The sequence below is a fragment of the Nocardioides sp. NPDC057772 genome (assembly GCF_042798075.1).
In the GTDB taxonomy this organism is placed as follows: domain Bacteria; phylum Actinomycetota; class Actinomycetes; order Propionibacteriales; family Nocardioidaceae; genus Nocardioides.
On sequence record NZ_JBHVKN010000087.1, the window covers coordinates 5500 to 19600 of the forward strand.

The window sequence follows — 14101 nt, forward strand, 5'->3', positions numbered from 1 at the left end:
GGCCCTCGGCGACCTGGCGGCGGATCATCTCCACCATGCCGTCCTGCCCGATGCTGGTGCTGCAGCCCAACAAGACCCTCGCCGCCCAGTTCGCCAACGAGCTTCGCCAGCTCTTCCCCGACAACGCGGTCGAATACTTCGTCTCCTACTACGACTACTACCAGCCTGAGGCGTACGTCCCCCAGACCGACACCTACATCGAGAAGGACTCCTCGATCAACGAGGAGGTCGAGCGGCTGCGCCACTCGGCCACCAACTCGCTGCTGACCAGGCGCGACGTGATCGTGGTCAGCACGGTGTCGTGCATCTACGGTCTCGGCACCCCGCAGGAGTACGTCGACCGGATGATCCGGCTGCGGGTGGGGGAGGAGCACGACCGCGACTCGATCCTGCGGCGGTTGGTGGAGATCCAATACACCCGCAACGACCTCTCCTTCACCCGCGGCACGTTCCGGGTGCGCGGCGACACCTTGGAGATCTTCCCGGTCTACGAGGAGCACGCGGTCCGGATCGAGTTCTTCGGCGACGAGATCGAGCGGCTGATGACACTGCACGCGGTCACCGGCGAGGTGCTCACCGAGGACCAGGAGCTCTACGTCTTCCCCGCGACCCACTACGTGGCCGGTCCCGAGCGCATGGAGCGCGCGATCAACGGCATCGAAGCCGAGCTCGAGCAGCAGCTGAGCGCCTTCGAGAAGCAGGGCAAGATGCTCGAGGCGCAGCGGCTGCGGATGCGTACGACCTACGACATCGAGATGATGCGGCAGGTCGGCTCGTGCTCGGGGATCGAGAACTACTCGATGCACATCGACGGCCGCGAGCGTGGCTCGGCGCCCAACTGCCTGCTCGACTACTTCCCGGAGGACTTCGTCCTCGTCATCGACGAGTCCCACGTCGCGGTCCCCCAGGTCGGTGGGATGTACGAGGGCGACATGTCCCGCAAACGCAACCTGGTCGAGCACGGCTTCCGGCTGCCGAGCGCCCAGGACAACCGTCCGCTGAAGTGGGAGGAGTTCCTCGACCGGATCGGTCAGACGATCTACCTCTCCGCGACGCCTGGCGACTATGAGCTCGACAAGGTCGGCGGCGACACCGTCGAGCAGATCATCCGCCCGACCGGCCTGGTCGACCCCGAGGTGATCATCAAGCAGACCAAGGGTCAGATCGACGACCTGATCGGTGAGATCAACGACCGGGTCGCCAAGAACGAGCGAGTCCTGGTCACCACGCTCACCAAGAAGATGTCCGAAGACCTCACCGACTACCTGCTCGACGCCGGGATCCGCACCAGATACCTCCACTCCGAGGTCGACACCCTCAAGCGGATCGAGCTCCTCCGCGACCTGCGGCTGGGGGAGTACGACGTCCTCGTCGGCATCAACCTGCTCCGCGAGGGTCTCGACCTCCCGGAGGTCTCGCTGGTCTCGATCCTGGACGCCGACAAGGAGGGCTTCCTGCGTTCGGACAAGTCGCTGATCCAGACCATCGGTCGTGCCGCCCGAAACGTCTCCGGCCAGGTGCACATGTACGCCGACAAGATCACCCCCTCCATGGAGTCGGCGATCGAGGAGACCAACCGCCGCCGGGCGATCCAGATCGCCTACAACGAGGCCAACGGCATCGACCCGCAGCCGCTGCGCAAGAAGATCGCCGACATCACCGACATGCTCGCCCGCGAGGACGAGTCCACCCAGGAGCTGCTCAACACCTGGGCCGGCACCGAGGCCAAGGGCCGCGCCGGCAAGACGACCGCGAAGTCCCCGACGCCGATGCTCGGCGACGCCGCCCGCGAGGCCCGCGAACGCGGCCTCGTCGGCCTCCCGTCCTCCGACCTCGCTCAGCTCATCGGCGACCTCACCGACCAGATGAAGGGCGCTGCCGCCGAGCTCCAGTTCGAGGTCGCCGCCCGGCTGCGTGACGAGATCTCCGAGCTCAAGAAGGAGCTGCGGCAGATGATGGAAGCGACGAAGTGAGGAGGGAGGCGGCGTAAGCCCTCTCCGCGCCGAAGGCGCCCTCTAGGGTTTACGCCGGCTCCCGACGAACGAGGAGCTGCGCGCGAGCGAAGCGAGCGCGCTGGCGACGAAGTAGTCGCTTTCGCGAACGACGCACCACGAACAACCTGCGTCGACAACCGCTCACCTGCCCGTCGCGCTCTGTTCACCGCCCGTGAGCCGTGGCCCGTGTGTTACGTCAGTTTCGCGCGTTACGGTCGGAATCGTGTCTGTTCCGCGGGTCTCCATGTCTCAGTCCACGATCTGCGTCCTGCTGCTGGGCGTGCTCGGCTTCGCGATGAGCGCCCAGGTGGCGATCGCGATGCCGCCCCTGTTCAAGGCCGACGAGCGCGCTCACGCCGCGTACGCTGTGGCGCTCTCCCAAGGGACGCTGCCGACGATCGACACCGACATCCCCGATGACCCGGCGCGCTACCCGCAGCTGGCCGAGAGTCTCTTCGGGGCGGACGAGGCCCACCGTGACATCTGGGTCGCCAACCATCCGCCGCTGTTCTACGTGATGAGCCTGCCGCTGGTCTGGCTCGGTGATGCGGTCGGCTCACCGGGACTGACGCTGCTGGGGATGCGGCTGCTCAACGCCCTCGGTTTCGCCCTGACCACGATCATGGTCGGCCTGCTGGCGCGTGAGCTGGTGCCACGGCGGCCGGCAGTGCCGGTGATCGCCTCGGCGATGTGCATCGGATGCGGCGCCATGACGTTCGTGGGCGGCGGCATCTACAACGACGGCTGGTCCTCGGCGGCGGCGTTCATGACGCTCTACCTCGGTTTCCGGATGATCCGGCAGGGTGTGACCCGCGAGCGCCTCATCGCCGCGGCCGCGGTCGGGGTGGCGGCCGCCGGCTTCCGCTCGACGGGGCTGGTGGCGGTCCTCTTCCTCGGCGCCTGCGTGCTGGTCGCCATGTGGCTGCGCGAGCCGTCGCTGCGTACCTTCCTGCGCAGCACCTTCTGGCGCGCCGTCGGGATCGCGGCGTGCATCGGGATGGCACCGGTGGTCGTGTTCGGCTGGTTCTACGTGCGCAACATCCAGATCTACGGCGACCCGACCGCGTCGAGCTCGCTCTTCGAGAAGTTCGGGCGCGAGCCGAACGGCACCACGCTCTTCCAGCTGGTCAACCCGGAGTTCTACGGTCACCTCCTCGGCAGCCTGTGGACAGACGGCAACATCGCGAACCACTGGAGCCAGGCGGCCGCCATCGTGCTGACGCTCACTCTGGTCGGCCTGGTCCTCGACGCCGCCGCGAAGGCCAACCCGCGCAGCACGGGGGTCCTGCGGCGCATCCGGCTCGCCCCACAGAGCACGATGCAGCACCGCCAAGACGTGGCGATCTGGGCGCTCCTGGGCGGCTACTGTCTGCTGATCCTGGTCAACGTGGCCGGGTTCATCGCCGGTGGCGGCTGGATCCACGCGCGCTACGCGGTGCCGTTCCTGCCGTTCCTCGCCGCGGGGGCCGGGATCGCAGCGCTCCGCCTGGGACGTCTCCTGCCGCTGCGGGTTCCTACCGGCCCGACCACGGGCGGGACCGCGCTCGACGAGGCGCGTGACCTGCGGATCGGGCTCGGCGTCTCGCTGGCGTTCATGGTCGTCGGCCTGGTGTGCCACCTCGACACCGAGCAGTACGTCGACGGGCCGGTCAGCAGCACCTTCGCGCTGGTCGCCCTGGTGGCGGCCGACCTGGTGATGTTCGCGGTCGCCGCGTACGTCGCCACCGAGCTGCGGCGCCGGATGCGGCCCGGCACGTTCGACGCTCCTCGCACCCTCGCGGCGTCTGTGACCGAGATCGCGCGTCCACGACAGGACACCCACGCCTCGACGGGCCTGCAGGCAAAGTAGCCTCACTATGTGAATGAGCACGGTCCCCAGCAGACAACACGAGCCTGGGTCGTGTGGGGCATCGCCCTCGCGGTCTACGGCTTGGCCGTCTTCCATCGCAGCAGCCTCGCGGTGGCCGGTCTGGTGGCGACGGAGCGCTTCGGGATCGGCGCCGGGCAGCTGGCGACCTTCGTCATGCTGCAGTTGCTCGTCTATGCCCTCATGCAGGTGCCGGTCGGACTGCTGGTCGACCGGTTCGGCTCGCGTACGGTCCTCTCCGCCGGCGCGCTGATCCTGGCGGTCGCTCAGGCGGGATTCGCGTTCGCGGACTCCTACCCGCTGGCCCTGCTGGCGCGTACGTTCGTCGGGATGGGCGACGCGATGACGTTCATCTGCGTGCTCCGACTGGTGCCGTCGTGGTTCCCGGCCCGCAAGGTGCCACTGGTCAGCCAGCTGACCGGCACCGTCGGACAGCTGGGCGCGATCGCGGCAGCGGTTCCCATGACCTGGGCGCTCGGCCACCTCGGCTGGACCCGGGCCTACCTCACGGCCGCGCTGATCGGCCCGGTGCTTCTCGTGCTGCTGCGCCTCTTCGTCCATGACGGCCCCGGGGACCGGCACCGGCGAGGCACCTCCCTCAAGCCACGCGAGCTCGGCCGTAGCTTGAGAGCGTCCTGGTACCAGCCCGGCACCCGCCTGGGTTTCTGGATCCACTTCTCCACCCCGTTCAGCTCCCACCTGATGGGGTTGCTGTGGGGCTTCCCGTTCCTGGTGACCTCCGAAGGGCTCTCCGACCCCCTCGCCGGCACGTTGCTCTCGGTCATCGTCGTCGCCGCCCTGGCCGCGGGTCCGGTGATGGGCGTGCTCGCCGGACGCCACCCGTGGCACCGCTCGACCGTGGCGCTGACGATGATCGCTGCCTTGGTGTCTGTGTGGACCCTCGTGCTCGCCTGGCCAGGCGAGGCGCCGCTGCCGGTCCTGCTCCTCCTGATGTGCGTGGTCGGCTTCGGCGGACCCGCCTCCATGATCGGCTTCGACGTCGGCCGCACCAGCAACCCGCCCGCGCGGCTGGCGAGCGCCAGCGGGATCATCAACCAGGGCGGCTTCGTCGCCGCGCTGCTGGTGATCGTGCTGGTCGGCTGGATCCTCGACTGGCGTACGCCGGGGGCCTCGACCTCCTACACGCCGGAGGCGTTCCGCTGGGCGATGTCGGTGCAGTACCTCTTCTGGGGCCTCGGCGTGACGCAGATCTGGCGACACCGGCGCGATGTGCGGCGGCGTACGACCCGAGAGCAGGTCGCCGCCGGCTCCTCGATGGTCGCCGACTGAAAACCGATCGTCACCGTTTGCCCGCTCGTCACCTGGACGGCACCCCGGCCCACTAGCTTGTCGTGGTGCCTTCGCCCACGCGCTCGCTGTCCCAGGTGACCGTATGCCTGCTCCTGCTGGGGGTGCTCGGCTTCGCGATGAGCGCGCAGTACGCGATCGGGATGCCGCCGCTGCTGAAGGCCGACGAGAAGCAGCACGCGGCGTACGCCATCGTGCTGTCCCAGGGCGTGCTGCCGACGATCGACACGAACACCCCGGCCGACCCGGTGCGCTATCCGCAGTTCGCCGAGGCGCTCTTCGGGCTCGACGAGCCCCGTCGCGACATCTGGGTCGCCAACCACCCGCCGCTGTTCTACGTGATGAGCCTGCCGCTGGTCTGGCTCGGCGACGCGGTCGGCGGTGCGGCAGGGGTCGGGGTCACGCTGCTGGGGCTGCGGCTGCTCAACGCGCTCGGTTACGCCCTGAGCATCATCCTGGTCGGGCTGCTCGCGCGCGAGCTGGTGCCCAGGCGTCGGGTGGTCCCCGTGCTCGCTGCGGCGATGGTGCTCGGCTGCGGCGCGGTGACCTACGACGGCGGCGCGATCTACAACGACGGCTGGGGCACGGTCGCGGCCTCGCTGACGCTGCTGCTCGGGTTCCGGATGATCCGCGAGGGCGTCACCCGCGACCGGCTGGTCTGGGCGACGATCGCCGGCGTCGCGGCGGCCAGCTTCCGCTCGACCGGCCTGGTGGCGGTGCTCGTGCTCGGTGGCTGCGTGCTCGCCGCGCTGTGGCTGCGCGACCCGACCATGCGTACGTTCCGCCGCGGTGTGCTCCTCGCGGTCCGGATCGGACTGGCGCCGGTGATCGTGATCGGCTGGTTCTACGTACGCAACATCGTGCTCTACGGCGACCCGACCGCCTCCGCGGCGCTCTTCGAGAAGTTCTCCCGGCAGACCCACGGCGACACGCTGTTCCAGCTGGTCAACCCCCAGCTCTACCTGCACCTGTACGGCTCGTTGTGGGCGGACGACGTGATCCCGAAGATCTGGATCGTCGCCGCCGCGGCGACGCTCGTCGTCACCGTCACCGGCCTGGTGCTCGACGCCAACGCGAAGGCCCGGCCACGGCCGGACGGGGTGATGCGCCGTGTCGTGATCCCGGGGCCGGAGCCGACGCTCCTGGAGCGGCGCCTCGAGCTCGCCGTGCGCGCGCTGATGGGGATCTACTGCGTGATCATCATCGTCAACCTGGCCTCGTTCCACGCCGGCGGCGGCTGGATCCACGCCCGCTACGCAGTGCCGTTCCTGCCGGTGATCGCGGCGCTGACCTCGCTCGCCATCCTGCGCGTCGGCCGCCGCTGGGTGACCGGTGCCGACGAGCAGGGGGTGGACCTGCGCATCACCCTCTACGCCGGTGTCGGGTTCATCGTCTCGGCGATGATCGCCCACCTCCACATCCAGCAGCGGATCGACGGGCCGGCCGACGCCTCCTGGCTGGTCGCCCTCATCGCGGCCGACCTGGTGATGTTCGCCGTCGCTGCGTACGTCACCGCGCAGCTGCGCCGCCGGCTGCGGCCGGAGGTCTTCACGCCGACCACATGTCCAGCGGCCGACTCAGGGCGTGCCGGTCAGCTGGCGACCAACCGCTAGGAGGGCTCGGCGGGCCGGTCCTTCTCGGACTGTTCCGCCGGCGGGTCGAGGATCGGGGCGGCAGTCTCGGGGGCCGCCTCGATCTCGGCCCGCGCGGCCTTCTTCGCCGCCTTCTTGGCGGCCTTCTTCTCGAGGCGCTGCACCTCGCGCTCCACGATCGCCTCGCGGCGTACGCCGGTGCCGACGAGGTTCACGACCAGGAAGAGCATCGGGTAGAGCGGCCAGGGATGGCCGTCGGGGGCGGTGGTGAACGCCCAGATGCCCCAGGTGATGAGGCTGACCATCAAGAAGGTGGCGAGCGCCTCCTGGAGCTCTTTGCGGTAGGCGGCCGCTCCCTGCTCGCGGAAGCTGGGTGCCTCGGGCAGGTTCTCCGCGACCTCCGCCGGAACCGGCGACACGACCACCAGATCGTCGACGAGTGCGGGCAGCTCACCGAGCGTACGGGCCTCGAGCAGGGTGCCGACGCGCTCCTCGTGCTCCTCGCGGGTGAGCCTGCCGTCGGCGAACGCGTCGGTCAGGACGGTGCGTACGACCTCCCGATCGGCATCGGAGGCGCGCATGTGTGCGTTGTCGGCCTGCCTCGGGTCGAGGCGGAACCGGGTCCAGAAACCCTCCACACCACCAGCCTAGACGCCAAGCCCGACACCGTCTGTTGAAGCGCCTGCATTAGAGTGACTGGCGCTGGCTACCTGCTAGTATAGAACACGTTCTAGTTTTGTTCAGCCTGGTTTCGAGGGAGGTGGCGGATGCGGATCGCTCTGCTGTCGTATCGCAGCAAGCCGCACGTCGGCGGTCAAGGCGTCTATATCCGCCATCTGAGTCGAGAGCTCGCCAAGCTGGGGCACACCGTCGAGGTCTTCTCCGGACAGCCCTATCCCGAGCTCGATCTCGAGGGGGAGGGGGTGACCCTCACCAAGGTGCCGAGCCTGGGCCTCTACGAGGAGCCCAACCCGTTCGGCAACCCGAAGCTCTCCGAGATCCGCGACCTGGTCGACGTCGAGGAGTGGGCGCGGATGCGCACCGGCGCCTTCCCCGAGCCGCTGACCTTCGCCAAGCGCGTGGTCAAGGTGCTGAAGGAGCGCAAGGACGACTTCGACATCGTCCACGACAACCAGACGCTGGCCACGCCCCTGCTGGGCATCGAGTCCGACCTCGGGCTGCCGCTGGTGACCACGATCCACCACCCGATCTCCTTCGACCGGCGCATCGAGCTCGAGAGCGCCCAGGGCTGGAAGAAGAAGTTCGGCGTCTGGCGCTGGTACTCGTTCGTGAAGATGCAGGCGAAGGTCGCGGCGCAGCTGCGTCACGTGATCACACCCTCCGACAACTCCAAGCGCGACATCCTGACCGACTTCGGCGTCCCCTCCGAGCGTGTGCAGACCGTGCACCTCGGCGTGCCCGAGGAGTTCGTCCCGCCGACCGGCCCCCGTGTCCAGGGCCGGATCCTGGCCATGGCCAGCGCCGACGCCCCGCTGAAGGGCATCGCTTTCCTGCTCGAGGCGTTCGCCAAGCTGCGCACCGAGCGTGATCTGGAGCTGGTGCTGGTCTCCAAGCCCAAGAAGGACGGGCCGACCGAGCAGCTCGTCGAGAAGCTGGCGATCAAGGACCACGTACGTTTCGTCCACGGCATCTCTGACGCCGAGCTCGTGGAGCTGATGGGCTCGGCGGAGATCGCCTGCGTGCCCTCGCTCTACGAGGGCTTCTCGCTGCCGACCGCCGAGCTGATGGCCTGCGGCACCCCGCTCGTCGTCTCCCGCGCCGGCGCGATCCCAGAGGTCGTCGGACCTGACGACCTGTGCGCGAAGCAGGTCACCCCGGGCGACACGGAGGAGCTCGAGCAGGCCATCGCCGCGCTGCTCGACGACCCCGAGCGCCGGGCCCGCTACTCGGCCGCCGGGCGCGCCCGGGTCGAGGAGCACTTCTCCTGGCACGCCGTCGCCGAGCGGATGACCGCGCTCTACCAGCAGACGATCGATGAGTTCTCGAAGGAAAGGAAGTGAGCCGTGCTCACCGTTGATTTCGACCGCCTTGGCCTGAAGGCAGGGGAGCGCGTGCTCGACATGGGCGCCGGCGGCGGCCGGCACGCCTTCGAGATGTACCGCCGCGGTGCCGACGTGATCGCGTTCGACCAGGACGCCGAGGAGCTCGCCAAGGTCTCCGAGTGGTTCTTCGCGATGCGTGACGAGGTCCCCGCTGGAGCCAACGCGGAGGTCAAGGAGGGCGACGCGCTGTCGCTGCCCTTCGCCGACGGTGAGTTCGACCGGATCGTGGCAGCCGAGGTGCTCGAGCACATCCACCACGACGTCGACGCGATCAAGGAGCTTGTCCGGGTGCTCCGCCCGGGCGGCACACTGGCCATCTCGGTGCCGCGCTGGCTGCCCGAGGTCGTCAACTGGAAGCTCTCCGCGGACTACCACAACACCACCGGCGGCCACATCCGCATCTACACCGACCACGAGCTCATCGACAAGGTCACCAAGGCGGGCCGGCCCAACGACGGCACCCCGGGTGACGCGATGATCTTCGAGGGCAAGTCCTACGCCCACGGCCTGCACGCGCCCTACTGGTGGCTGAAGTCGGCCGTCGGCGTCGACAACGACAAGCACCCGCTGGTGAAGGCCTACCACCAGGTCCTGGTCTGGGAGATCATGAAGAACCCGCTGCCGCTGCGGCTCGCCGGGAAGGTCCTGGACCCGGTGATCGGCAAGAGCATGGTGCTCTACTTCCGCAAGCCGGGCCCCGTCGCCTCGGACCCGACCTCGGCCGGCTGATCCTCGGATGAGAGTCGAGATCCCGTACGTCGACGGGGTGCTGACCCCTACCCAGATCGCGGCCACTGCCGGGTCGATCGCCCGCGCCCAGGAGTCGTCCGGCGCGATCCCGTGGGTCCCGGGCCAGCACACCGACATCTGGAACCACGTCGAGGCAGCCATGGGCCTGCTCGTCGGTGGTCTGGTGGAGGAGGCCGAGGCCGCGTACTCGTGGATTCCGACCCTGCAGAACGCCGACGGCTCGTGGCCGATGAAGATCGTCGCCGGGGCGCCGGTGGAGACCATCGGCGAGTCCAACATGTCCGCTTACTTCGCGGTCGGGCTCTGGCACCACTGGCTGATCCGGCGTGACCGGGCGTTCGTGGAGCGGCACTGGCCCTCCGTACGCGCCGGGCTGGACTTCGTGGTCGGGCTGCAGCTGCCGTTCGGCGGGATCGCGTGGACCACACGCGACCCGTTCGCGCTGCTCACCGGGTCGTCCTCGATCTACCAGTCGCTGCGCGCCGGCGTCGCCCTGGCCGACCTGATGGACGACCCGCAGCCGGAGTGGGAGATCGTCGGCGGCCGCCTCGGCCATGCCTTGCGTCACCACCGCGACTCGTTCGAGGACAAGTCGCACCACTCGATGGACTGGTACTACCCGGTCCTCGGTGGTGCCGTCACCGGTGCCGCCGGGCTGGATTTGATCGAGTCGCGCTGGGACCACTTCGTACGTCCCGGCCTCGGCGCCCTCTGCGTCGACACCAACCCGTGGGTGACTGGCGCGGAGACCTGTGAGCTGGTGATGGCGCTCGACAACCTCGGCGACCACCGCCGGGCGCTGGGGCTGCTGAGGGACATGCAGCACATGCGCGCCGACGACGGCGGCTACTGGACCGGCTGGGTCTACGAGTCGCCCGACTACCCCAACCCGAACCCCAACGCCTTCTGGCCCGAGGAGCACTCCACCTTCACCGCCGCGGCTGTCATCCTGGCTGCGGACGCCCTCGGCGAGCGCTACGGCGGCTCCACCCCGGGCTCCGGCATCATGCGCGGCACCTCCCTCGCCGCTCCGTTCGAGGAGCTGGCGCTGGAGTGCGGGTGCGAGACGAGCTCGGCAGGGATACCCGGTTAACCGGTCTGTGCCGTTGCTCAGACCGGCGCTTCGCGGGTGTGCCATGCCCGAGATGCTCGGTTCACGGCACCAGCACGAGACGCCCGGAGAGCCGACCGGAGGCGAGGCGCGCGTGAGCCTCGGCGGCTCTGTGCAACGGAAGAGTGTCGGCGACGCGGGCGCTGAGCTTCTGTCGCGTGATGCGGGCAAGAGCGTCCCCATCTGCGTGGATCCATTCCTGGTGGACGGTGATGCCGCGCAGAGGAACCGGGGGCTGACCGCCGACGACGGTGACGAATCGACCGCGATTCCGGATCGCGGCGAGAGCGCGGATACCGGCGCCGGAGGTGTCCACTCCTGCATGCGCGCCGCCAGGGACGAGCCGCCGCACCTCGCCCGCGAGGTCGGCGTCGCGTGGGAGAACCCACCGTGCGAGCGCAGGAAGTCGGTGTCACTGCCCTGGGCGATGACCCGCACGCCCTGTTGCGATGCCAGCTGGACGGCGAAGCCGCCGACGGCGCCTGTGGCTCCGGTCACCAGGAGGGTGTCGTCCTCGTTCAGCTGGAGCTGATCGAGCGACTGAGCAGCGGTCAGGCCGTTGAGCGGCAAGGTGGCGGCTTCGACCGCTGACAGCCCGGGTGGGGCCGCGGCGACCGCATCGGAGTCCAGTACGACATAGTCCGCGTACGCGCCGAGTGACACGTCGAGCAGGTCCCGCAGGCCGATCACCTCCTGCCCCACAGCGAACCTGTCGACGCCCGGCCCCAGTTCATCGATCTCGCCGGCGACATCCCAACCGATGCCAGTGGTCTCCCGTGGCGCCATGAGCCCCGCCTCGACCAACGCGCCCGACCGGGTTGCCAGATCGACCGGGTTGACGGTCGCGGCCCTCACCTTGATACGGACCTGACCGGCGCCCGGCGTCGGCCTGTCCACCTCGACGACCTGCAGGACCTCGGGCCCACCGTAGCCGCGAGCCACGACGGCTCGCATCATCTCTCGTTTGCTCACGCATAGAACTATGCGAGAGTTACTTTCTATTGGGAAGTGGGCACTTCAAAGTGCCCACCGCACCTGGAGGTAACCCGGGGTGCGGCATCAGCCGAGCCGGCGTAGGACGCGCAGAGAGCCGACCGCGTCGATCTCCTCGAACTGCTTCGAGGCGAGCGCGGGGAGGTAGATCTCCTCGTACGGCGGCCGGCCGCCGTCGGCGGGGTCGGGGAACACGTCGTGGACCAGGAGGAGGCCGCCGGGCATGACCTTCGGGGCCCAGCCGCGATAGTCCTGCTGGGCGGGCTCGACGCCGTGGCCGCCGTCGATGAACAGGAACGAGACCGGCGTGGTCCACCAGCGGCTCACGGTCGTCGAGGCACCGATCACGGCGACCACCACGTCCTCGAGGCCGGCCTGCTCGATCGTGCGGCGGAAGGTCGGGAGCGTGTCCAGGCGCCCGGTGCGCTCGTCGACCAGGGTCGTGTCGTGGTGCTCCCAGCCGGCCTGGTTCTCCTCGCTGCCGTGGTGGTGGTCGACGGTGAACACCGTGCCACCGGTCAGCTTCGCGGCGGCACCGAGATAGACAGACGACTTCCCGCAGTAGGTGCCGATCTCGACCGCAGGCCCGTGCGGCAGCCGCTCCGCGGCGTACTCGAACAGCGCGATGCCCTCCTCGGGAGGCATGAACCCGGTGGCATCGAGAGCGTGCTTGAGCAGATCCGCGGGCATCTCAGGCGTAGACACCCGGGCACCCTAGCCGAGCCGTGGCACGTCGGCGACAATCCGGTCCATGACGAACACCGAGGTGACCGCAACGGCATCGACCGGGCACTCGGTGCTGGTCATCCCGGTGCCCGAGCTGGAGACGTACGTCCTCGAGCGGACGCGGCACTACGACGACTCGTTCGTGTCGACCGACCCGGCGTTCGTGCACGCGCACATCACGCTGCTCGCGCCGTTCCTCGCCTCACCCGCGAGCGAGGATCTGGAGCGGGTCGAGAAGATCGCGTCCGCGGCCGTGGCGTTCGACTTCGTGCTCGAGGACGTCCGCGTCTTCGCCGGCGGCACGATCTATCTCCACCCGGAGCCGGCGGGCCCGTTCGCGGCGCTGACCGCCGAGCTGAGCGCGGCGTTCCCGCAGTGCCCGCCCTATGCGGGGCTCTTCGAGCCGCTGCCGCACCTGACCGTCGACCACCTCGCCGGGGGAGTCGGCCTCGACTCGACACGTACGTCGCTGGCGCCGTTCCTCCCCGCGCGGTGCCGCGCGGACCGGATCAGCCTGCAGTGGTACGCGAACCACGGTTGTCGGGTGATCGCGGAGTGGCCGCTGGGCGGGGTGAGCCGGTGTCAGGGCGCAGGTGCGGACATCGCCTGCATCACGTAGCCGATGACGACGAGCATCGTCAGGCTGCTGATGGCGATGCCCGCGACCGCGGCCCAGCGGCCGCGACGCTTGTCGTCGGCCGTGCGCGCGAGGCCGATGATGCCGAGGATGAACCCGAGCGGGCCGCACAGCAGCACGCTCGAGATCAGGGACGCGACGGAGACGCCGTCGAGCGGCACCGAGTAGAGCGACCAGGCGTTCGACGGCTTCTTGGGCGCCGCGGCCGCAGGCGGTGGAGTCGTCGGCTGCGGGCTGGCAGGCTGCGGACTGGCCGGTTGGGGCTTCGTGACCTGCGGGTTCGCGGCCGGCTGGACGGTGTCCTGCGGACGAGGCGCTTCCGGTGCCGCGCGAGGGGGCTTCGGGGCCGCGGGCCGCAGCCGGGCGGACAAGGCCGGGTTGGCCGCCCGAGCCTGTCGGGTGGCCTGACGCAGGCGGCTGGCCGAGGGGCGCACACGAGCGGGCGGCGGCGGCACCGGCCCCGGTGAGCTGCTGCCCGCGGGCGGGGCGGTCCAGGGAGCTCGGCTGCCCCACTCGGCCCGCCAGCGCCGGTCGCGGCTGAGCGGCGGGGTGGCCGAAGAGGCCTCCGGCTTGGTGTCCTTCGCGGGACCGGCCGCTCTGCGGCGACGCGCGAGCTCCTCGTCGAGGGTCGCCCGGGCGCCCGGATCGAGCAGCACGTCGCGCGCGCGGTTGATGCGCATCATCAGCTCGCCGTCGGCGGCACGGCCGCCGCGGTCGGGGTGGAACTGCTTCGCGAGCTCCCGGTGGCGTGCACGCACGGCCGCATCATCCGCGTCCGGACCGATCTGGAGGACGGAGTAGGCGTCGATGAACTTCCCGCTCACTCAACGCCCCCCACGCACAGTCCTTCGGTTGTCGGCCTCGACCTGGGCTCTCATCCACACCCGGTGCTCAAGAAATCCAAGAGCAGTGAAATCCTAGAGCAGTCGTGGCGAGATGCTGGTTTCGCCACGGGAAAATGACCGAGGGCCGCCCCAGTGGGGGCGGCCCTCGAGATGGAGCGGACGACGAGGCTCGAACTCGCGACCTCAACCTTGGCAAGGTTGCGCTCTACCAACTG

13 protein-coding genes and 1 pseudogene are annotated in these 14101 nt (G+C 69.4%); 9 read left to right on the plus strand and 5 right to left on the minus strand.

Annotated features, from left to right (window positions below):
* The 4 genes from uvrB to ACFVJS_RS15550 form a co-directional block, all read left to right on the plus strand.
* Positions 1–1973 (plus strand): excinuclease ABC subunit UvrB (gene uvrB, locus ACFVJS_RS15535; RefSeq protein ID WP_378881753.1); only part of this gene is annotated, 1973 nt, incomplete at its 5' end.
* A gap of 244 nt (positions 1974–2217) precedes the next feature.
* Positions 2218–3843, plus strand: a complete 1626-nt coding sequence (locus tag ACFVJS_RS15540) for an ArnT family glycosyltransferase (RefSeq protein WP_378881757.1) — start codon at positions 2218–2220, stop codon at positions 3841–3843.
* Between the two features lie 9 nt (positions 3844–3852).
* Positions 3853–5151 carry a nitrate/nitrite transporter gene (locus tag ACFVJS_RS15545; RefSeq protein WP_378881760.1) on the plus strand — a complete coding sequence of 433 codons (1299 nt, stop codon included), beginning with the start codon at positions 3853–3855 and terminating at the stop codon, positions 5149–5151.
* Between the two features lie 65 nt (positions 5152–5216).
* Positions 5217–6782: a hypothetical protein gene (locus tag ACFVJS_RS15550; RefSeq protein WP_378881763.1), complete on the plus strand. Its 1566-nt coding sequence runs from the start codon at positions 5217–5219 to the stop codon at positions 6780–6782.
* Here the strand turns inward: ACFVJS_RS15550 and ACFVJS_RS15555 are convergent.
* A complete protein-coding gene (locus ACFVJS_RS15555; RefSeq protein WP_378881766.1) occupies positions 6779–7399 on the minus strand; it encodes a DUF1707 domain-containing protein in 621 nt (206 codons plus the stop codon). The genes ACFVJS_RS15550 and ACFVJS_RS15555 overlap by 4 nt on opposite strands.
* Before the next feature lie 129 nt (positions 7400–7528).
* Between ACFVJS_RS15555 and ACFVJS_RS15560 the strand changes: the two genes are divergently transcribed.
* The 3 genes from ACFVJS_RS15560 to ACFVJS_RS15570 are packed head-to-tail and all read left to right on the plus strand — an operon-like array spanning position 7529 to position 10667.
* The gene (locus ACFVJS_RS15560) at positions 7529–8782 is read left to right on the plus strand and encodes a glycosyltransferase family 4 protein (RefSeq protein ID WP_378881769.1); all 1254 of its coding nucleotides are present in this window, start codon (positions 7529–7531) and stop codon (positions 8780–8782) included.
* Positions 8783–8785: 3 nt separating this feature from the next.
* Positions 8786–9553, plus strand: a complete 768-nt coding sequence (locus ACFVJS_RS15565; protein WP_378881772.1) for a class I SAM-dependent methyltransferase — start codon at positions 8786–8788, stop codon at positions 9551–9553.
* A gap of 7 nt (positions 9554–9560) precedes the next feature.
* Positions 9561–10667: a prenyltransferase gene (locus tag ACFVJS_RS15570; RefSeq protein WP_378881775.1), complete on the plus strand. Its 1107-nt coding sequence runs from the start codon at positions 9561–9563 to the stop codon at positions 10665–10667.
* A gap of 61 nt (positions 10668–10728) precedes the next feature.
* Here the strand turns inward: ACFVJS_RS15570 and ACFVJS_RS15575 are convergent, their stop codons facing one another.
* Positions 10729–11037 (minus strand): zinc-binding dehydrogenase, encoded by a 309-nt coding sequence (locus ACFVJS_RS15575; RefSeq protein ID WP_378881777.1) that lies wholly within the window; start codon positions 11035–11037, stop codon positions 10729–10731.
* Between the two features lie 38 nt (positions 11038–11075).
* Between ACFVJS_RS15575 and ACFVJS_RS15580 the strand changes: the two genes are divergently transcribed.
* A complete protein-coding gene (locus ACFVJS_RS15580; protein WP_378881780.1) occupies positions 11076–11276 on the plus strand; it encodes a hypothetical protein in 201 nt (66 codons plus the stop codon).
* 21 nt (positions 11277–11297) lie between these two features.
* Here the strand turns inward: ACFVJS_RS15580 and ACFVJS_RS15585 are convergent.
* Positions 11298–11642, minus strand: a pseudogene (locus tag ACFVJS_RS15585) (alcohol dehydrogenase catalytic domain-containing protein); the annotation flags it as partial.
* 102 nt (positions 11643–11744) lie between these two features.
* Complete coding sequence (locus ACFVJS_RS15590; protein ID WP_378881783.1) at positions 11745–12383, minus strand: class I SAM-dependent methyltransferase; 639 nt, start codon at positions 12381–12383, stop codon at positions 11745–11747.
* Positions 12384–12429: 46 nt separating this feature from the next.
* Between ACFVJS_RS15590 and ACFVJS_RS15595 the strand changes: the two genes are divergently transcribed.
* Positions 12430–13023: a 2'-5' RNA ligase family protein gene (locus ACFVJS_RS15595; RefSeq protein ID WP_378881786.1), complete on the plus strand. Its 594-nt coding sequence runs from the start codon at positions 12430–12432 to the stop codon at positions 13021–13023.
* On the opposite strand, the gene ACFVJS_RS15600 is transcribed toward ACFVJS_RS15595, so the two are convergent.
* Entirely contained in the window at positions 12987–13865 is an 879-nt protein-coding gene (locus tag ACFVJS_RS15600; RefSeq protein WP_378881789.1) for a DnaJ domain-containing protein, read from the minus strand. The genes ACFVJS_RS15595 and ACFVJS_RS15600 overlap by 37 nt on opposite strands.
* Positions 13866–14101 lie beyond the last annotated feature (236 nt).